The organism is Limnohabitans sp. G3-2 (assembly GCF_002778275.1).
Classification (GTDB): Bacteria; Pseudomonadota; Gammaproteobacteria; order Burkholderiales; family Burkholderiaceae_C; genus Limnohabitans_A.
The window spans coordinates 79,213-97,784 of the sequence record NZ_NESG01000005.1 but is presented as its reverse complement, the minus strand read 5'-3'; the positions used below and the strand labels follow the sequence as shown (position 1 = coordinate 97,784).

Genomic DNA, 18,572 nt, shown 5'->3' with positions numbered 1-18,572 from the left:
CGGGGATCAGTCAACTTTCATGCCGGTGGCACGGATCACCCGGCCATATTGGTCAGAGAGTCTTTTCAGGCGTTGGGTGGCGGCATTGCCGCTCAGACCTTCATAGGCCATGTCCAGTTCGTTCAGCCTGTTTTGCAACTCGGGTCGGGCCAAGGCGTCGGTGATGGCCTTGGCCATGGTTTGCATCAGGGGCTCAGGGGTGTTGCCCGGGGCCATGACCACGTAGAGCACTTCACTTTCTAAATCCTTGAACCCCACCTCGGCCACGGTGGGCACTTCAGGGGCCAGGCGCGAGCGCTTTTGGCTGGTCACAGCCAGTGCGTTGATTTTCCCGCCTTTGACTTGCGGCAGCATGCCCGGGGTGGCCAGCGTGCCACCCTCCACCTCGCCCGCCACCACGGCCATTACTGCAGGGGAGTTTCCCCGGTATGGGATGTGGACCAGTCGCGTAGCGGCCGAGATGTTGGCCATGTTGACCCAAAGGTGGCCAGGCGAGCCGTTGCCGCCTGAGCTGAAGTTCAGACTGCGATCGCGCGCGGCTTTCATGAAGTCTTTGACCGTCTTGATGCCTGTGCCCGGATGCACACCGAGCAGCAGTCCCGAGCTGGAGATCACCACCAGGGGTTTGAGGTCGGCCTCCTTGAAAGGCATGACTTTGTAAATGTGTGGGTTGATGGTGTGGGTCGTGTCGATGCCCCACAGCAAGGTGTTGCCATCGGGGGGAGCCTTGGCCACCTGATCTGCCCCCACATTGCCTGCTGCGCCCGGTTTGTTGTCCACCACAAAGGGCTGGCCAAACTGCTTTTGCAGCACATCGCCAACGGCCCGAGCCAAGATGTCCGAAGGACCGCCAGGTGGAAAGCTGTTGATGAACTTGACCGGCTTGCTCGGCCAAGAGGGGGCTTGGGCCAGTGCGAAAGACCCCAGCAGCAGGCCGAGGCTGAGGATCAGGCCGGTGCGTGAAAATGGATGTGGCATGTGTTCACCCTTGAATGGTTCAGGAGGTTCAGTCCAGTTGTACGCCCGTGGCCTTGATGGGCTTTTCCCAGCGGGCCAGGTCGGTCTTTTGCGCCACAGCCAAATCGGCCGAGTTGGAGCCAATGGGTTCATAGCCGAGCTTGAGCATTTTGTCTTTCATGGCCGGATCGCGTGCCATCTTCATCATCGCTTTTTCAAGGCGGGTGAGCGCATCGCCTTTGAGGCCCGCAGGGCCATACATGGCAAACCAGGCGGTGGCATCCATGTGGATGCCCGACTCCTTGAGCGTTGGCACCTCGGGCACTTGCGGGTCGCGCTGGTTGCCGGTCACGGCGATGATGCGGACTTTGCCAGCCCGGTGCATTTCTGCGGTTTCGGACACCACGTCAAACTTGTAACCGATGTGGCCACCCAGCAGGGCGTTGTTGGCCGGTGCGCCGCCTTGGAAGGGCACATGGTTCAGGCTGATGCCCGCTGACTGCTCCATCAACACCCCCATGAAGTGGGGCAAGGTGCCCGCGCCGGGCGTGCCATAGCTGGCATGGCCGGGGTCGCTCTTGGCCTTGGCCACCATGTCGGCCACGGTTTTCGCGTTGCTGGCGGGGCCGGAGACCACGCCAAACTGGAAGCGGGCGATTTGCGAAACAGGCGTGAAGTCTTTCACCGCGTCGTAGTCGAGCTTTTTGTAGACATGGGGGAACAGCACCATCGGGCCGCTGGGCAGCACGATCACGGTCTGGCCATCGGGCTTGGCGGCCTTGACCGCGTTCAGGGCAATGCGGCCACCTGCACCGGGCTTGTTGTCCACCACGATGGTGCCAAAGTCCTCGCGCAGGGCGTCTGCCACCATGCGCGCCAGAATGTCCGCCGAGCCGCCAGGGGGAAAGCCCACCACGATCTTGAGGGGTGGTTTGTCTTGTGCGTGCAGCTTGGGCGAGAGCACTGCCAGAGAAAGCGCCAGCAGGCCCAGTGCGCGGCGGGTCAAGAGGTGAATGGCATTCATGAAAGTCTCCGGTGGAACGGGATTTGGGGGTCCCTTGTTGAAAGCGCAAGTCCATTCAGAATGTAGCGCCTTGACGCACAATTGATCTAAACAACCATCCCCCCGGAAAACCCTGATGTCCTTGTCTCCATCTCAGCGTCTGGCTTCGATCGATGACCTGCTTTTGTACAGGCTCGGTCGTTTGTCGAGCGTGGCGGGGGCCATGGTGGTGCGCTTGTGTGAGGGCGGTTATGGCATCACGCGGCGCGAATGGGCCGTGGTGGCCCAACTGTATGAAAATGGCAGCTTGCCGCCATCGGCCCTGGCCGAGCGCATGCACCGTGACCGCGCCCGCACCTCGCGGAGCTTGACGGCCTTGGGCCGCAAGCAGCTGGTGCTGCGCACCATCCCCGCCAACGACCGTCGCAGCGCATTGGTCAGCCTGACCCCATCAGGGCGACAGCTTTATGAAGTGTTGATGCCCCAAATTCAAGCCATCAACAGCCAAATCCTGAGTGTGCTGCTGCCCGAAGAAGCCGCCCGCTTTGACGAAGTGCTGGAACGCTTGCAAGTCCGCGCTCAAGTTTTGCTCACCGAGCTGGGCCCCGATTTGCCTAAGGCCAATCGCCGCCGGGGTCAGCGCGTCAAGGATGCGTCATGACGCGATGGCGTTTGTGGCTTTGTGCGTTGGCCTTGGCGCTGCCTTGCACAGGCCAAGCTTCGCAGGTGTGGACGGGTTGGGTCAGCTGGGTCATGGATGGCGACACGGTGTTGTTGGTGCGCGAAGGCCAGCATGAGCCCATCACCTTGCGCATCGATGGCATCGACGCGCCGGAGAGCTGTCAGCCCGGCGGCGCAGAGTCCCGCGATGAGTTGATTCGCATGGTGTTGCGAAAATCTGTTCAGGTCGTGGATTTGGGCCAGGATGTGTACGGTCGGCAAATCGGGCGCTTGAGCCTCAATGGCCTCGACCTGGGTGCCGAAATGGTGCGCTCCGGCATGGCATGGGCATACCGTTTTCGCACAGGCAAGGGACCCTATGCCCTGTTGCAACGCCAGGCGCAAAAACAAAAAATGGGGGTGTTTGCGGTGCCCGAAGCCGCCATGTCGCCGCCCGTGTTCAGGAAATTCCATGGACTTTGCCATGGCCGTTGAACGTGCAGGCACAGGCAAGCCGGGGCGCTACCCCACCAAGGTGTTGTGCCTAAACTGCGGGCCTTGTGGGGAGCCGCCCCTGCGCCCGAAGGATCGCCGGATCTGAACGGTCAAGTGGGGCGGTGGGCTGCGCACACCGGACACTGCGGATTGCGCTGCATGCGGATGTCGGTCCATGACAGTTCGCGCCCGTCGAGCATGAGCAAACGCCCAGCCATGTGGCTGCCCATGCCGCTCAGAATTTTCAGGGCCTCGGCCGCTTGCACCGTGCCGATGATGCCCACCAGCGGCGCGAACACGCCCATGGTGGCGCAGCGGGTTTCCTCTGGCTGCTGTTCTGGCGGGAAGATGCAGGCGTAGCAGGGCGCCTCAGGCTGTGTGCTGTCAAACACCGACACCTGCCCGTCCATGCGGATGGCCGCGCCCGAAACCAGCGGTTTGCGGTGCGCAACGCAGGCCAGGTTCACGGCTTGGCGGGTTTCAAAGTTATCGCAGCAGTCGATGACCACATCGGCCTGGGCCACCAAATGGTCTAACAGGGCCGCATCCGCGCGTTGGGTGATGGGGGTGACGCGCACATCGGGGTTGATCTGGGCGATGGCGGTGCGCACCGAATCGGCTTTGTATTGGCCCACGCGCTCCAAGGTGTGGGCAATCTGGCGTTGCAAATTGGTGGCGTCGACCTCATCGTGGTCGACCACGGTGATGTGCCCCACACCCGCACTGCCCAAATACAAACTGACCGGAGAGCCCAGGCCGCCCGCGCCGATGATCAGGGCGTGCGAGGCCAGGAGCTTTTCTTGGCCGTCGATGCCCAATTCGTTGAGCAGGATGTGCCGCGAGTAGCGCAGCAGCTGCGTGTCATCCATGCGCGTCACCCATGGCGCTCAGTCGTCTTTTTTCTCTGCCTTGCGCTCGGCGAGGGTGGTGCTGGCCTTGACGGGCAAGCCTTTTAGTTGGTTCAAGGCTTGGATCAACTGGAAGTCTTTGTCCGAGCCAAACTCGGGCAAACGGCGGTCCGCCACAGGTTTTTTGGATTCTTCTTCCAGTTTTTTGATCGCTTCTTCGCGGGCTTTTTCGCGGGCGGGGTCTTTTTTCTCTTCGGCTTCTTTGCCGTTGGAGAGGTGTTTTTCCAGATCGGCTTCTCGCGTGCGCAAAGCCGAGAACACATTGCCGTTCTCGGTTTCGTCCAGCATCACTTCCGGCACGATGCCCTTGGCTTGGATGGCACGCCCACTGGGTGTGTAGTAGCGGGCGGTGGTGATCTTGAGCGCTGTGTCAGGCCCCAGCTGGCGCACGGTTTGCACCGAGCCTTTGCCAAAGGTCTGGCTGCCCATCAAGGTGCCGCGTTTGTAATCTTGCAATGCACCCGCCACGATTTCGCTGGCCGAGGCCGAGCCTTCGTTCACCAGCACCACCAAAGGCACTTTTTTCAGTGCACCCCCGGTGGCCGCCGTCATCCGGGTGATGGGGTCGTTGCTGCTGTTGCGACGCCAGAACTGGGGCGTGGCTTTGTAGGTGAATTTGCTTTCTTCGAGCTGGCCATTGGTGGTGACCACCGTGACGTTTTCGGGCAAGAAGGCGGCCGACAAGGCCACGGCCGCGTCCAGCAGCCCCCCGGGGTCATTGCGCAGGTCGAGCACCAAGCCTTTGAGCTTGGGCTCTTGTTTGTACATCTCCTCGATTTTGCGTGCGAAGTCATCCACGGTCCGTTCTTGGAACTGGGACACGCGAATCCAGCCGTAGCCAGGCTCAATCACCTTGGACTTGACCGATTGGGTCTTGATCTCTTCTCGGATGATGGTGACCGGAAAGGTGCGGTTCTCGGATTTGCGGAAGATGGTGAGCAGCACCTTGGTTTTGGGTTCGCCACGCATGCGTTTGACCGCTTCGCTCAGGCTCAGGCCTTTGACGGCGGTGTCATCGATTTTGGTGATCAGGTCATTGGGCTTGAGGCCCGCACGGTCAGCGGGCGAGCCCTCGATGGGCGAGACCACTTTGACCAAACCGTCCTCTTGGCTGATTTCGATCCCCACACCCACGAATTTGCCCGATGTGCCCTCGGAAAACTCTTTGAAGCTCTTTTTGTCGAAATATTGAGAGTGGGGGTCCAGGCTGGCCACCATGCCGGAGATGGCTTCGGAGATGAGTTTTTTCTCGTCCACGGGCTCCACGTAATCGCTTTTGACCATGCCAAAAACAGCCGCCAATTGCTGCAACTCTTCCAGGGGCAGCGGGGCCAGGTTGCCGCGTGCCACCGTCTGCAGTGACACCGTGGTCAGTGCGCCGGCCAATGCGCCAACGCTGAGCCAGCCAGCGATCTTGAGTTTTTGTCCCATGTGCTTGAGTCTATCGAGTCAGAATGCGGTCAATATACACCCGAGGGGCCGGCCAATGCCCGGCCAGGGGGGATCAGGCTTTGCCTTGGCTGGCCACTGCGGCAGCCGCTTGGGCAGCGGCTTGTGCATCGCCCAGGTAGTAGTGCCGGATGGGTTGGAGGTTTTCGTCCAGTTCATAGACCAAGGGAATCCCGTTGGGAATGTTCAGGTTCACGATGTCTTCGTCGGAGATGTTGTCCAGGTACTTGATCAAGGCTCTGATGGAATTGCCGTGCGCAGCCAGCACCACGCGCTGACCCGCCTTGATGCTGGGGGCAATGCTGTCGTTCCAGGCAGGAAGGACGCGAGCGACCGTGTCTTTCAAACACTCAGTCAGTGGCACAGTTTGCGGTTCAGGGTAGCGACGGTCGCTGCGCTCGCACCGGGGGTCGCTGCTCTCCAGGGCAGGCGGGGGCGTGTCGTAACTGCGGCGCCAGATCAGCACTTGCTCTTCACCGAATTCTTTGGCCATATCGGCTTTGTTCAAGCCCTGCAGGGCGCCGTAGTGGCGCTCATTGAGCCGGTAGTCCTTGACCACGGGCAACCACGTGCGGTCCATTTCGTCCAAAGTCAGCCAAAGGGTGCGGATGGCCCGCTTGAGCACCGAGGTGTAGCAAATATCGAAGTCCCAGCCTTGGGCTTTGAGCAGTTGGCCCGCTGACTTGGCCTGGCTCACGCCCAAAGGGGTCAGGTCGACATCGGTCCAGCCAGTGAAACGGTTTTCAAGGTTCCAAGTGGATTCGCCGTGGCGGATAAGGACAAGTTTGTACATGGGCAGAAGGGACGCTGAGGGTCGTGAAAACAAGGGATAAGCCCGTCATTTTAGAATCCACAGTTCCCGGCCTTTCCACAGGCCCTTGTTTTTTTGCCTTTAAAGGTCTGATTCGTGAAATTTCTCCTCGACAACTGGATGCTCATCACCGTGGCTTTGGCCTCCGGGGCAGCTTTGCTTTTCCCTGTTTTGAGCGCAGGCAAGGGCCTGAATCCGCAAGACATGGTGCAGTTGATGAACCGTGAAAAAGCCACCGTCATCGACGTCTGCGAACCCGAAGAGTTCGCCCGCGGCCATGTGATCGGCGCCAAAAACTTGCCTTTGGGTCAACTCGAAGACAAGCTGGCGCAGTTGGTCAAAAACAAATCGTCCCAAGTGATCATGGTTTGCCAAGTGGGTGCCCGTTCGGCCCGCGCTGCCGCCACTGCCCGCAAACTCGGATTTGAAAATGTGCAGTCGCTGGCCGGAGGCCTGAAGGCCTGGCAAGCGGCCAGCATGCCCGTCGAAAAAGCCTGAACCCCAAGGAAATGCCATGCAAACCGTCAAGATGTACACCACCGCTGTCTGCCCTTATTGCGTTCGGGCCAAGCAGTTGCTCAAATCCAAAGGCGTGGCGCAGATTGAAGAGATCCGCATTGACCTGGACCCCGTTCAACGCGACCACATGATGCAAATCACAGGGCGACGCACGGTTCCGCAAATTTATGTGGGTGACACCCATGTGGGCGGTTGCGACGATTTGATGGCCCTGGACGCCAAGGGTGGTTTGTTGCCTTTGTTGCAATCCGCCTGACTTGAAGGCGATGTTGATCGCCGATAATTCAACAGTTCCCACCTTGGACCTCCCCGTTTGGGCGTGTCCGCCTCATTTTTGAAGAGAAATTCATGACCGATACCGCCGTCAACACCGAAGCTTTGGCCCCTGTTTTCCAAATTCAGCGCGTTTACCTGAAAGAGGCGTCCCTCGAGCAGCCCAATTCCCCCGCCATCTTGATTGAACAGCAGCAACCCAGCGTGGACATTCAGCTGGGTGTTGAGGCCACGCCCGCTGCTGAGGGTGTGTTTGAAGTCTGCGTGACGGCCACGGTGCACACCAAAATCGGTGACAAAACCGTCTTTTTGGCCGAATGCAAGCAAGGCGGTATTTTTGAAATCCGCCATTTGCCCGAAGACCAAATGGGCCCCGTCATGGGCATCGCTTGCCCTCAAATCGTTTACCCCTACTTGCGTGCCAGCGTGGCCGATTTGATCACCCGTGCCGGTTTCCCACCCGTTCACTTGGCCGAGATCAATTTCCAAGCCATGTACGAGCAGCAGCAAGCCCAGCAAGCCGCAGCGCCTCAGCAGTAAAAGCGAAACGCACCCGGCATGCAGATCACCATCATCGGTGCTGGCGCTTGGGGCACGGCCTTGGCGATTGCCGCCAGTCGCCAGTCTGGTGCCCACCGGGTGAGTCTGTATGTCCGCGACCCTGCACAGGCCCAAGCCCTGCAGCAGCAGCGTCGCAATGAACGCTATTTGTCCGGCATCGAGTTGCCTGCACCCCTGAGCATCACCTCAGGCCCTTTGGGCGCACTGCTGCCGTCTGCACAGGCCCAAGACCTGTTCATCATCGCCACCCCCATGGCCGGCCTGCGCAGCGCTTTGCAGGCGCTGCAGGGGGTGCCCGCCTCGGTGGCCTGGCTGTGCAAGGGCTTTGAAGCCGAGACCGGTCTCATGCCTCACGAAGTGCAGGCCCAAGTGGCCCCTCAGCTCAAGGCGGGCGCGCTCAATGGCCCCAGTTTTGCGCAAGAAGTGGCCCGCAGCCAACCCACGGCCCTGGTGGCGGCCAGCCCCCACGCTTCGGTGCGCGATGCGCTGGTGCAGGCCTTCCATGGCGCGGCCCTGCGGGTGTACGCCAACGACGACATCGTGGGGGTCGAGGTGGGGGGCGCCGTCAAGAACGTGTTGGCCATTGCCACAGGCCTGTGCGATGGGCTGGACCTGGGCCTGAACGCCCGAGCGGCACTGATCACCCGCGGCTTGGCCGAAATGACCCGTCTGGGCGTGGCGCTGGGCGCCAAGCCCGAGACCTTCATGGGCTTGTCGGGCTTGGGCGATTTGGTGCTCACGGCCACGGGCGACCTGAGCCGCAACCGCAAGGTGGGTCTTTTGCTGGCCCAAGGTCTGAGCCTCGAGCAGGCCGTGACCTCCCTCGGCCATGTGGCCGAAGGGGTGTACAGCGCCCGCACCGTGCTCCAGCGCGCGCGCCAACTGGGTGTGGACATGCCCATCACCGAAGCGGTGGTGGCCTTGCTGGACGGCCATCTCAAAGCCTTTGATGCCGTGCAAGTGCTGATGGGGCGTGGGCCCCGGGGCGAGGCGGTTTAAGCCATTTTGTCTGCTTGGCCCGGCCCGGGCAGCGGACTCAGATTTCGAAGTTGTCGATCAAGCGGGTGGAGCCCAGCTTGGCCGCGCCCAGCACCACCAGCGCATCACCCGCTTGCGGCGCTTGCAGGTCGTGGCGGCGGCGCACCGTGAGGTAGTCGGCTTGCCAGCCGCGATGGTTCAAGGCCGTCATAGCTTTGGCCTCGAGGGCGGGCAGGTGGCGGGCCAGCGCATCGGCGGCGGCCAGGGCGTCGCGGCCCAGCGCCCGCAGCGCCAGTGACAGTTGCAGCGCTTCGGTGCGTTCGCTTTCACTCAGGTAGCCGTTGCGCGAACTCAGGGCCAGGCCGTCTTCGGCGCGGCAGGTGTCCATGCCCACCACGCTGATGGGCAGCGCGAACTGGCGCACCATCTGGCGGATCACCATGAGTTGTTGGTAGTCCTTTTTGCCGAACACGGCCACGCCTTGGGCCTTGCCCGCGAAGACACTCATGAACAGCTTCATGACCACGGTGGACACGCCGGTGAAAAAGCCGGGTCGGAACTCGCCTTCGAGAATGTCGGCCAGCGCCGGGTCGGCGTGCACCTTGACGGTCTGGGCCTCGGGGTAGAGGTCGGTTTCGCGCGGCGCAAACACCACATCGCAACCTGCCGCTTCGAGTTTGGCGCAATCGGCCTCCCAGGTGCGGGGGTAGCTGTCAAAGTCTTCGTGCGGCAAGAACTGCAGCCGGTTCACAAAAATGCTGACCACGGTGCAGTCGCCCTGGGGCTTGGCCAACTCGACCAGTTGGATGTGGCCTGCGTGCAGATTGCCCATGGTGGGCACAAAGGCGGGGCATTCGGATGCGCTCAGGGCTTGGCGCAGTTCGTCGATGGAACGGGCAATGATCATGGCAAGGTGGGCGTGACTCGGGTGAGTCGGCGTTTTCTAAGACAGATTCAATTGGGCGTGTACGCCAACCGAACATAAATGGGGGCAAAAGCCTCGGCTTGGGTGATTTCGATCAGGGTTTCCTTGGCCAGCTCGAGCAAGGCGATGAAGGTCACGACCAACACAGGCGTGCCCAGCGTGGGATCGAACAGGTGTTCAAACTCCACAAATTTGCGGCCTTGCAAGTGCTTGAGCACGATGGTCATGTGCTCGCGAACGCTGAGTTCTTCGCGGCTGATCTTGTGGTGCTGCACCAAGTTGGCGCGTTTCAAAATGTCGCGCCAAGCCATTTGCAACTCGTCCATGCTCACGTCGGGAAAGCGCGGTTGCAGGCTTTGCTCGATGTACACCTGTGCCTGCAAAAAATCACGCCCGTATTGCGGCACCACGTTCAGTTGCATGGAGGCGAGCTTCATTTGCTCGTACTCCAGCAAACGGCGCACCAGCTCGGCCCTGGGGTCTTCGGCTTCTTCGCCCTCGGCCACCTTTTTGGGCGGCAGCAGCATGCGGGACTTGATTTCGATCAGCATGGCGGCCATCAGCAGGTATTCAGCCGCCAGCTCCAGGTTGCGCTGGCGGATTTCATCCACATAGGCCAAATACTGGCGTGTCACGCCGGCCATGGGGATGTCGAGGATGTTGAAATTTTGCTTTCGAATCAAATACAGCAGCAAATCCAGCGGGCCCTCGAATGCCTCCAAAAACACCTCCAGCGCATCGGGCGGGATGTACAGGTCGGTGGGCATGGAGAACAAGGGTTCGCCATACAGGCGAGCCACCGCCACATGGTCGACCACCTGGGGCATGGACGCGGGGGCATCCTGCAACAGGTCGATCAGTTCGGTGGGGGTCGTCATGGGGCGTGCCTCAGAGGCCATGCGGTTCTAGGACTGACAGCGTCGCGTCGGTGCAAGGCTCAAGAGGCCTGAGTCTGGTAGACGTAAGGTTTTTGAGCCACTCGGCCATCTTTGAAGGCTTGCTGTTCCACGCGGCTGACCGGTTTGTCCCACAGCAAAGCGCGGCCTTGGCGTTGTTCGGCTTCCAATTGAGGATGCTGCGCTTTGAGTTGCTCAATGAATTGGGTGGTGTCAGAGGTGTAGTCGGGGCGGCGGAAAATGGACATGCAGGTCTTTCGGTCGGGCAATCAAAGAGCGCCAAGGGCGCATGCAAGGCCTGCGTCTTGGCGCAAACCTTGGGGTGGGTGGATTTTACTGGCCTTGAGGGGGCCACTGACGGACAGCCCTTTGCAAGCCAGAAGGCAGATCGGCCGCCAGCTGCCCTTCCAGGTGGGCCAGAAGACCGCTGCGGCGCGCGATGTCCAGCGGTTGGTGCAACAAGCCGCAGACGATCAGGTGCACCTCTTTTTTCCGGCACGTGTCGATCAGGTTCATCAAAGCGTCGGCACCCGACGAGTCGATGTAAATCACGTTTTTCAGGTCCACCACCAGCACCGGCGTGCTGATCTGGTCTTCGATCTTCTCAATCAATTGGACGGCGCCGAAAAACAAGGCGCCATAGACGCGCCAGGCCTGGATGTGTGCTTCGTGGCCGGCCAAGGCGGGTTGATCCTGTGGGCCCACGTTTTCGCAGCGGCTGAGGCTGGAGATCCGGTAAATGAATGTCAGGCAGGCGGCGATCAGGCCCACCTCAACGGCCACGGTCAGATCAAACACCACCGTGAGGAAAAAAACCGCCAGCAAGGTCACGCGGTAAGGCATGCGGTACTGGCGCAGCAGCAAAAATTCGCGCCACTCCCCCATGTTCCAGGCGACAAACATCAAGATCGCCGCCAGCGCGGCCAATGGGATGTGGGCCGCCAAAGGCGCCGCCACCAGCACCACGGCCAGCAAGGTCAGGGCATGCACCATGCCTGAAATTGGGGTGGTGCCGCCGCTTTTGATGTTCGTCACCGTGCGGGCGATGGTGCCCGTGGCAGGCATGCCACCAAAAAAAGGCGTGACGAAGTTGGCCACGCCTTGGGCCATCAACTCCTGGTTGGGGTTGTGGCGGTCACCCGTCATGCCGTCGGCGATGCGGGCGCACAGCAAAGACTCAATGGCGCCCAAGAGCGTCAGGGTCAAGGTGGGCATGAGCAAAAACCGGGCGCTGTCCCAGCTGAAGGCGGGCCATTCCAAGGCGGGCATGGCCGATGGGATGCCGCCAAATTTGGAGCCAATGGTCTCTACGGGCAAGGACAGCAGCCAAGTGGCCAAAGTCGCGAACACCAGTGCCAGGATGGAGCCGGGCACCATGCTGAGGGCTTGCAAGCGCGTGCCCACCAGGCGGCGGCTCATGCGCAGCCAGCCGATCAGCAGCGACAAAGAAGCCAGGGCCAGCAGCAAAGAAGCCAAATTGGCGCTGTGCAGGTGGTGCCACAGTGAATGCAAGATGCCAAAAAAGTCGGCAGGCATGCTGACGATTTTCAGACCCAAGAAGTCCTTGATTTGCGAGAGCATGATCAGCACCGCGATGCCGTTGGTGAAGCCAATCACGACCGACACAGGAATGAAACGGATCAAATTGCCCAGGCGGAACAGGCCCATCAGGAAGAGCAGCACGCCGGACATGGCGGTGGCCAAAATCAGGTTGGCCAGTCCATAGCGTTCGACGATGCCGTAAACAATGACAATGAAAGCGCCAGCCGGACCGCCAATTTGCACCCGGCTGCCGCCCAGTGCCGAGATCAAAAAACCCGCAATGATGGCCGTGAAAAGACCCGCCTCGGGTTTCAGGCCTGAGGCAATGGCAAAGGCCATGGCCAAGGGCAGCGCCACGACACCCACCGTCATGCCCGCACCGACATCTTGCACAAAGCGTTGCCGGGTGTAGCCCTGCAAGCTCTCCAGCAATTGGGGGCGAAAGAAGTGGGTGGCCTGCATCCAGTTCATTGGGCGCGGGCCCGCAAGTCCGTCAACAAGGGACGCAGGCACAAAATCCACAGCAAAGCGGCCAAGGGCAGGGTGGTGATGTGGCCCAAAATGAGGTCATCGGCCACGGAGGACAGAATGCCTGTCATGTGCGAGGTGTAACTGCCCACCGCCAAAAAGCCGCCCGCATTGGTGGCGCCGGCCACAAAACTCAAAACCCGTCCCAAGCCCAGATTGGCCTCGGGGCTGCGCTGTACATCGGTCCATCCACGAATGAGAGGAAACATCTTCAGCGCTTTTGCCAGGAGGGTCAGTGGATCCGCATGCCGGGCTTGGCACCCGGCCAAGGGTGCAGCACATGGATGCCCGGTTCGGCTTTTTCGTCGGCGTGGCTGGCCGCCAGGACCATGCCTTCGGAGACGCCAAACTTCATTTTGCGTGGGGCCAGATTCGCCACCATGACGGTGAGTTTGCCGATCAGGTCTTCGGGCTTGTACATGCTGGCGATGCCAGAAAACACGTTGCGCAGGATGGGGCGTCCTTGTGCGTCCGGGCCTTCGCCCACATTCAAGGTCAGGCGCAGCAGCTTGACCGAGCCTTCCACGGGTTCGCAGTTCACAATCTCGGCGATGCGCAGGTCCACTTTGGCGAAGTCATCGATGCTGATCGTCGGGGCGATGTCTTCGCCGCCAGGGACCCATTTTTCTTCGACCACGGCGGGCGGCTCGAACAAAGCGTCGAGTTGCTCGGGGGTGACGCGTTGCATCAGGTGTTGGTAGGCCTTGATGGTGTGGCCTGCGCCCAGCAGGCTTTGCGCTTGGTCAAACGAGAAAGGGGCCACGTTCAGGAAACCCTCGACCTGCGCTGCCAGTGCCGGCAACACGGGCTTGAGCTGCAGGGTCAGCAAGCGGAATGCCTCGATGCAGGTGGTGCACACGTCGTGCAGTCGCGTGTCTTGGCCTTCTTGCTTGGCCAAATCCCAAGGTTTGTTTTGGTCCACATAGCTGTTGACCTTGTCGGTCAGCAGCATGACTTCGCGCAGGGCTTTGGCGTATTCGCGCTGTTCATAGCACGTCGCCACCAAGGGCGCGGCGCTTTGCAAGGCGCTGAGCAAGGCTTGACCGTCGGCGCTCACCGGGCCCAATTGGCCCCCGAAGCGTTTGGCAATGAAACCGGCCGAGCGCGAGGCGATGTTCACGAACTTGCCGATCAAATCGCTGTTCACCCGCGCCATGAAGTCTTCGGCGTTGAAGTCGATGTCTTCGTTGCGGGCGGAGAGTTTGGCCGCCAGGTAGTAGCGCAGCCACTCGGGGTTCATGCCCAGGCTCAGGTACTTGAGCGGATCGAGGCCCGTGCCGCGGCTCTTGCTCATTTTTTCGCCGTTGTTCACGGTGAGGAAGCCGTGAACGAACACGCTGTTGGGTGTTTTGCGACCCGAGAAATGCAGCATGGCAGGCCAAAACAGCGTGTGGAAGGTGACGATGTCTTTGCCGATGAAGTGGTACTGCTCCAGATGCGGGTTGGCCATGTAGGCCTGGTAGTCCTCGCTGCGCTGGTCCAGCAGGTTTTTGAGCGAGGCCAGGTAACCCACAGGCGCGTCGAGCCACACATAAAAGTACTTGCCTGGCGCGTCCGGAATCTCGATGCCGAAATAAGGTGCATCGCGCGAGATGTCCCAGTCACCCAGGCCTTCGCTGGTGGTGCCGTCGGGGTTGGTGCGCACGCTGAACCACTCCTTGACCTTGTTGGCCACCTCGGGCTGCAGCTTGCCGTCTTGCGTCCACTGGGTCAAAAACGCCACACAGCGCGGGTCGGACAGCTTGAAGAAAAAATGCTCCGAGGTTTTGAGCTCGGGCTTGGCACCCGACAGGGCCGAGAAGGGGTTGATCAGGTCGGTGGGGGCGTAGACCGCGCCGCAGACCTCGCAGTTGTCGCCGTACTGCTCCTTGGCGTGGCACTTGGGGCACTCGCCTTTGATGAAGCGGTCGGGCAGGAACATGTTCTTTTCGGGGTCAAAGAACTGCTCGACGGCGCGCACTTCAATCAGCGAGCCGCCATCCGCGGCGGAAATGTCACGCAGGTCGCGGTAAATCTGGCGGGCCAGCTCGTGGTTTTCGGGCGCGTCGGTGCTGTGCCAGTTGTCAAAAGCGATGTGAAAGCCGTCCAGATAGGGCTTACGGCCGGCGGCGATGTCGGCCACGAACTGCTGGGGCGTTTTCCCTGCCTTTTCGGCCGCGATCATGATCGGCGCGCCGTGCGTGTCGTCCGCGCCGACAAAATTCACCTGGCTGCCCTGCATGCGCTGGTACCGCACCCAGATGTCGGCCTGGATGTATTCCATGATGTGGCCGATGTGGAAGTTGCCGTTGGCGTAGGGCAAGGCGGTGGTGACGAAAAGCTGGCGGAGCGCGTGGGGGGCAGACATGGTGGGGCAATTTGTAGGGGAATCGCTGATTTTAGGGTCTACGCGTTGGCTTGTCGGTAAACTTCGCCCCATTCTAGAAAGTGACCATGGCGACCCCAGAACAACTCCTCCAGGCCCTGCAAGCCGTGATTGACCCGAACACGGGCAAAGATTTCATCTCCACCAAAACCCTCAAGAACCTGCAAGTCGAAGGGGGCGATGTGTCCTTTGACGTCGAGCTGGGTTACCCCGCCAAGAGCCAGATCCCTGTGCTGCGCCAGGCGCTGATTGCCGCCGCCAAGGGTGTGGCGGGGGTGTCCAATGTGTCGGCCAACGTGACGAGCAAGATCACGGCGCACGCCGCCCAGCGCGGCGTGGCCTTGCTTCCCCAGGTCAAAAACATTGTGGCTGTGGCCTCTGGCAAGGGTGGCGTGGGCAAGAGCACCACGGCGGTCAACCTGGCCCTGGCCTTGGCTGCGGAAGGCGCCAAGGTGGGTTTGCTCGACGCCGACATTTACGGCCCCAGCCAGCCCATGATGATGGGCATCGAAGGCCGCCCGGAGAGCGAAGACGGCAAGACCATGGAGCCGCTCGAGAATTACGGCGTGCAGGTCATGTCGATTGGTTTTTTGGTCAATGCGGACGAAGCCATGATTTGGCGCGGCCCCATGGCCACCCAGGCGCTGGAGCAGCTGCTGCGCCAGACCAACTGGAAAGAGCTGGATTATCTGATTGTGGACATGCCGCCGGGCACGGGCGACATCCAGTTGACGCTCAGCCAACGCGTGCCCATGACGGGCGCGGTGATCGTGACGACCCCGCAAGACATCGCCCTGTTGGATGCCAAAAAAGGCGTGAAGATGTTCGAGAAAGTGGGCGTACCGATTTTGGGCTTGGTGGAAAACATGGCGGTGCATGTGTGCACAAACTGTGGCCATGTCGAGCACATTTTTGGCGCGGATGGCGGCAAAAAAATGGCGGCCGAATACGGCATGGATTACCTGGGTGCCTTGCCCCTGGACATGCAAATTCGGCTGCAGGCCGACAGCGGCAAACCGACCGTGGTGTACGACCCCGACGGCGAAGTGGCGCAGATTTACAAGGCCGTGGCCCGCCAAGTCGCGGTCAAGATCGCGGCCAAGGCCAAGGATTTTTCCAGCAAGTTCCCCAGCATCAAGATCAGCAAGGACACTTGAGCGCTGGGCGCTGCCCCCCCCGCTCAAGCGCATGAAAGAGACCTTGTTGGTGGCTATTTGCCCGTGATGGGTAGTTAAGTTTTCATTGCTATGATGCACTCTCTCAACGGGGTGCCCATGAAAGCTTTGCAAGGTCTGATGGAGGGGATGCGCCAATTGCTCGTGCGTTGGCCCATGGAGTTGCTCGGCGGGGTGCTGCTGGCCACGGGTCTTTGGATGGTGTTCTACACCTACCAGTCTAGCGAGGTCATGGTCCGCCAATACGCCACAGAAAGCGCGCAGGCGCACGCGGCATCCATCACCCAATTTCGCAACTTCTATACGCAGGAGCTGGTGCCTCGGGCCATCAAAGGCGGCCTGGCGGTCACCCACGACTACCACGCGCTCGACAACGCCTTGCCCTTGCCCGCCACCTTGACGATCGATTTAGGCCATTACCTCTCCAAAGTCGATGGTGGCACCCAGGTGCGCTTGTACAGCGACCGGCCATTCCCCTGGCGTGTGGCGGAGCGTTCGCTGGATGATTTCCAAAAACAGGCGCTGGCGCATCTGAAAGACCAACCGAACCAGCCCTTTGTGCGCGAAGAGCTGCTCAACGGGACCCGCGTGCTGCGCTTTGCGCAGGCCGACCGCATGTTGCCCAGCTGCGTGGCGTGCCACAACAGTTACCCCGGCTCTCCCAAAACCGACTGGCAAGTCGACGATGTGCGGGGGGCTTTGGAGGTGGTCTTGCCCGTCTCGCAATGGCAGCTGGCCAGCACCGGCGTGCTCAACCGCACCTTTGTGGTTTTGTTGGTGTTGTTGTTCTTGGGTTTGCTGCTGATTTGGTTTTCCATCAAACGCATCCGAACCGCTTTGATGACCTCGCGTGAACTGTCGGGCGAGAGAAAAAAAGCCATCCGGCAGCTCAGCCAAGAGATCGCCGAACGCGAACAGGTGGAAAGGCATCTGCGCTTGAGTGAGAGCAAGTTGAACAGCATTTTCAAATCGGTGCCGGAAGCCATTGTGGTGGCGGATTCGCGCGGGCACATCGTGCAATGCAACGACGCCACAGCCGCTATGTTTGATTACCCCATGGACGCCCTGATGGGCCAGCGCGTGAACATGCTGATGGCCGAATCTGACCAAGGGCAGCACGACCACTACATGGACCGTTACCTCAGCACGGGTGAGAAAAAGTTGATGAACCAGCCGCGTGTTCTGCAGGGCCGCAGGCGCGATGGCCGTTTGTTTCCCGTGCGCTTGACGATCAGCGAGACACGGCTGGACAAGGAGCACTTCTTCATCGGCGTGATGCAAGACTTCACGGCCATCCAAAGTGCCCAAGACCTGCTGGTGGAGGCCAAAAACAAAGCCGAGCAAGCCAACCGCATGCGTGGAGAGTTCTTGGCCAACATGAGCCATGAAATCCGCACGCCCATGAACGGCATTGTGGGCATGACCGAGTTGGCACTGGACACCAGCGAGCCGGCACAGCAAAAAGAGTATTTGGTGCTGGCGCGCGACTCGGCGAACCATTTGCTGCAAATCATCAATGAAATTTTGGACTTCTCCAAAATCGAGGCCAAGGCGCTGGAGTTGGAGCTGCTCGAGGTGAGCCCCGCTCAATTGGTGCGCGACACGGTGCGGTCTTTGGCGCAGTTGGCCCGCGCCAAGCAGATTGATTTGCACACCGTCACGGCCCCCGATGTGCCCGAGCTGCTGTGGCTCGATCCGGTGCGCATGCGTCAGGTCTTGACCAACTTGATTGGCAATGCCATCAAGTTCACCGACCAAGGCGCAGTCACCGTCACAACCGACTTGTTGCCCTCAGACCAGGCTTCAACCGTTCTTTTGCGCATCAGCGTGGCCGATACCGGCATGGGTTTCGATCCGGAGCGAACCGAGGCCTTGTTCAGCCCTTTCACGCAAGCCGATGGCTCGGTCACTCGCTCTTTTGGGGGAACGGGCTTGGGCCTGGCCATCACGCGCAGCTTGGTGCAGTTGATGGGCGGCTTTGTCACCGCGCAGGGGCGGCCCGGTCAGGGCGCCACCTTTGTCGCCACCTTGCCAGTCAAGCGCGTCTTGCAGCCTGCCAGCCCCAGCCTGCCTGAAGCCCCGGAGCTGGCCGCCTTGCCGTCCTGCGGCCACACCGAGATGCCGGCGTGTTCGGTCTTGTTGGTGGAGGACCATGAGATCAACCGCAAGTTGGCTGAAATCATGCTGCAACGCATGGGCTGCCCTTACGCCACGGCGGCGGACGGCCAGCAGGCCTTGGACCGCTTGGCCCAAGAGCGCTTTGATGTGGTGTTGATGGACGTGATGATGCCGGTGATGGACGGCTTGACCGCTTTGCGCGAGCTGCGTGCGCGTGAAGCCCAGGGTCAGCGCAGAACGCCGGTCTTGATGGTCACGGCCCACGCCATGACCGGTGACAAAGAGCGTTTCATCGCGGCAGGCGCCGATGGCTATGTCTCCAAACCCATGTCCCAAGCGATCTTGCAGAAAGAGATCGAAGCCACTTTGGCCCGCTTGAAGGCACCAAGCCACCCCTGATGGCGTGGCG

Annotated in this window: 18 protein-coding genes and 1 pseudogene; 8 read left to right on the top strand and 11 right to left on the bottom strand. The window is 60.7% G+C overall.

What is annotated here, in order from left to right:
* Positions 1-6 precede the first annotated feature (6 nt).
* Both B9Z31_RS08950 and B9Z31_RS08945 read right to left on the bottom strand, forming a co-directional pair.
* A complete protein-coding gene (locus B9Z31_RS08950) occupies positions 7-978 on the bottom strand; it encodes a tripartite tricarboxylate transporter substrate binding protein (protein WP_100119223.1) in 972 nt (323 codons plus the stop codon).
* Between the two features lie 28 nt (positions 979-1,006).
* Positions 1,007-1,981 carry a tripartite tricarboxylate transporter substrate binding protein gene (locus tag B9Z31_RS08945; RefSeq protein ID WP_100119222.1) on the bottom strand — a complete coding sequence of 325 codons (975 nt, stop codon included), beginning with the start codon at positions 1,979-1,981 and terminating at the stop codon, positions 1,007-1,009.
* A gap of 115 nt (positions 1,982-2,096) precedes the next feature.
* On the opposite strand from B9Z31_RS08945, the gene B9Z31_RS08940 reads away from it, so the two are divergent.
* The gene (locus B9Z31_RS08940; protein ID WP_100119221.1) at positions 2,097-2,621 is read left to right on the top strand and encodes a MarR family winged helix-turn-helix transcriptional regulator; all 525 of its coding nucleotides are present in this window, start codon (positions 2,097-2,099) and stop codon (positions 2,619-2,621) included.
* Positions 2,618-3,115, top strand: coding sequence for a thermonuclease family protein (locus B9Z31_RS08935; protein WP_233200865.1), 498 nt, complete (start codon positions 2,618-2,620; stop codon positions 3,113-3,115). The genes B9Z31_RS08940 and B9Z31_RS08935 overlap by 4 nt, the downstream gene beginning before the upstream one ends.
* A gap of 110 nt (positions 3,116-3,225) precedes the next feature.
* Here the strand turns inward: B9Z31_RS08935 and B9Z31_RS08930 are convergent, their stop codons facing one another.
* The 3 genes from B9Z31_RS08930 to gpmA all read right to left on the bottom strand — a co-directional run bounded on the left by B9Z31_RS08930 (position 3,226) and on the right by gpmA (position 6,265).
* Complete coding sequence (locus B9Z31_RS08930) at positions 3,226-3,984, bottom strand: molybdopterin-synthase adenylyltransferase MoeB (protein ID WP_100119220.1); 759 nt, start codon at positions 3,982-3,984, stop codon at positions 3,226-3,228.
* A gap of 18 nt (positions 3,985-4,002) precedes the next feature.
* Positions 4,003-5,454 (bottom strand): S41 family peptidase, encoded by a 1,452-nt coding sequence (locus B9Z31_RS08925; protein ID WP_100119219.1) that lies wholly within the window; start codon positions 5,452-5,454, stop codon positions 4,003-4,005.
* Positions 5,455-5,527: 73 nt separating this feature from the next.
* Positions 5,528-6,265 (bottom strand): 2,3-diphosphoglycerate-dependent phosphoglycerate mutase, encoded by a 738-nt coding sequence (gene gpmA, locus B9Z31_RS08920; RefSeq protein ID WP_100119218.1) that lies wholly within the window; start codon positions 6,263-6,265, stop codon positions 5,528-5,530.
* A 114-nt stretch (positions 6,266-6,379) separates the two neighbouring features.
* On the opposite strand from gpmA, the gene B9Z31_RS08915 reads away from it, so the two are divergent.
* The 4 genes from B9Z31_RS08915 (at position 6,380) to B9Z31_RS08900 (ending at position 8,635) form a co-directional block, all read left to right on the top strand.
* Positions 6,380-6,781, top strand: a complete 402-nt coding sequence (locus B9Z31_RS08915) for a rhodanese-like domain-containing protein (protein ID WP_100119217.1) — start codon at positions 6,380-6,382, stop codon at positions 6,779-6,781.
* A 16-nt stretch (positions 6,782-6,797) separates the two neighbouring features.
* Entirely contained in the window at positions 6,798-7,058 is a 261-nt protein-coding gene (gene grxC / locus B9Z31_RS08910; RefSeq protein ID WP_100119216.1) for a glutaredoxin 3, read from the top strand.
* A gap of 92 nt (positions 7,059-7,150) precedes the next feature.
* Complete coding sequence (gene secB / locus B9Z31_RS08905; protein ID WP_100119215.1) at positions 7,151-7,615, top strand: protein-export chaperone SecB; 465 nt, start codon at positions 7,151-7,153, stop codon at positions 7,613-7,615.
* Positions 7,616-7,633: 18 nt separating this feature from the next.
* On the top strand, positions 7,634-8,635 hold the full coding sequence (locus tag B9Z31_RS08900) for an NAD(P)H-dependent glycerol-3-phosphate dehydrogenase (RefSeq protein ID WP_100119214.1): 1,002 nt from the start codon (positions 7,634-7,636) through the stop codon (positions 8,633-8,635).
* Between the two features lie 37 nt (positions 8,636-8,672).
* On the opposite strand, the gene panC is transcribed toward B9Z31_RS08900, so the two are convergent.
* From panC to metG, 6 genes and pseudogenes are all read right to left on the bottom strand, one after another.
* Positions 8,673-9,521 (bottom strand): pantoate--beta-alanine ligase, encoded by an 849-nt coding sequence (gene panC / locus B9Z31_RS08895; RefSeq protein ID WP_100119213.1) that lies wholly within the window; start codon positions 9,519-9,521, stop codon positions 8,673-8,675.
* A 47-nt stretch (positions 9,522-9,568) separates the two neighbouring features.
* Positions 9,569-10,417, bottom strand: a complete 849-nt coding sequence (locus B9Z31_RS08890) for a ScpA family protein (protein ID WP_100119470.1) — start codon at positions 10,415-10,417, stop codon at positions 9,569-9,571.
* A gap of 59 nt (positions 10,418-10,476) precedes the next feature.
* Entirely contained in the window at positions 10,477-10,683 is a 207-nt protein-coding gene (locus B9Z31_RS08885) for a DUF3460 family protein (RefSeq protein ID WP_100119212.1), read from the bottom strand.
* Positions 10,684-10,768: 85 nt separating this feature from the next.
* The gene (locus B9Z31_RS08880; RefSeq protein WP_233200863.1) at positions 10,769-12,448 is read right to left on the bottom strand and encodes a SulP family inorganic anion transporter; all 1,680 of its coding nucleotides are present in this window, start codon (positions 12,446-12,448) and stop codon (positions 10,769-10,771) included.
* Between the two features lie 53 nt (positions 12,449-12,501).
* Positions 12,502-12,714: pseudogene (locus tag B9Z31_RS08875) on the bottom strand (DUF1275 family protein); the annotation flags it as partial.
* A 23-nt stretch (positions 12,715-12,737) separates the two neighbouring features.
* A complete protein-coding gene (metG, locus tag B9Z31_RS08870; protein ID WP_100119211.1) occupies positions 12,738-14,852 on the bottom strand; it encodes a methionine--tRNA ligase in 2,115 nt (704 codons plus the stop codon).
* Between the two features lie 86 nt (positions 14,853-14,938).
* Between metG and apbC the strand changes: the two genes are divergently transcribed.
* Both apbC and B9Z31_RS08860 read left to right on the top strand, forming a co-directional pair.
* Positions 14,939-16,027: an iron-sulfur cluster carrier protein ApbC gene (gene apbC / locus B9Z31_RS08865; protein WP_100119210.1), complete on the top strand. Its 1,089-nt coding sequence runs from the start codon at positions 14,939-14,941 to the stop codon at positions 16,025-16,027.
* 90 nt (positions 16,028-16,117) lie between these two features.
* Positions 16,118-18,562, top strand: a complete 2,445-nt coding sequence (locus B9Z31_RS08860) for a response regulator (RefSeq protein ID WP_100119209.1) — start codon at positions 16,118-16,120, stop codon at positions 18,560-18,562.
* Positions 18,563-18,572: the final 10 nt, after the last annotated feature.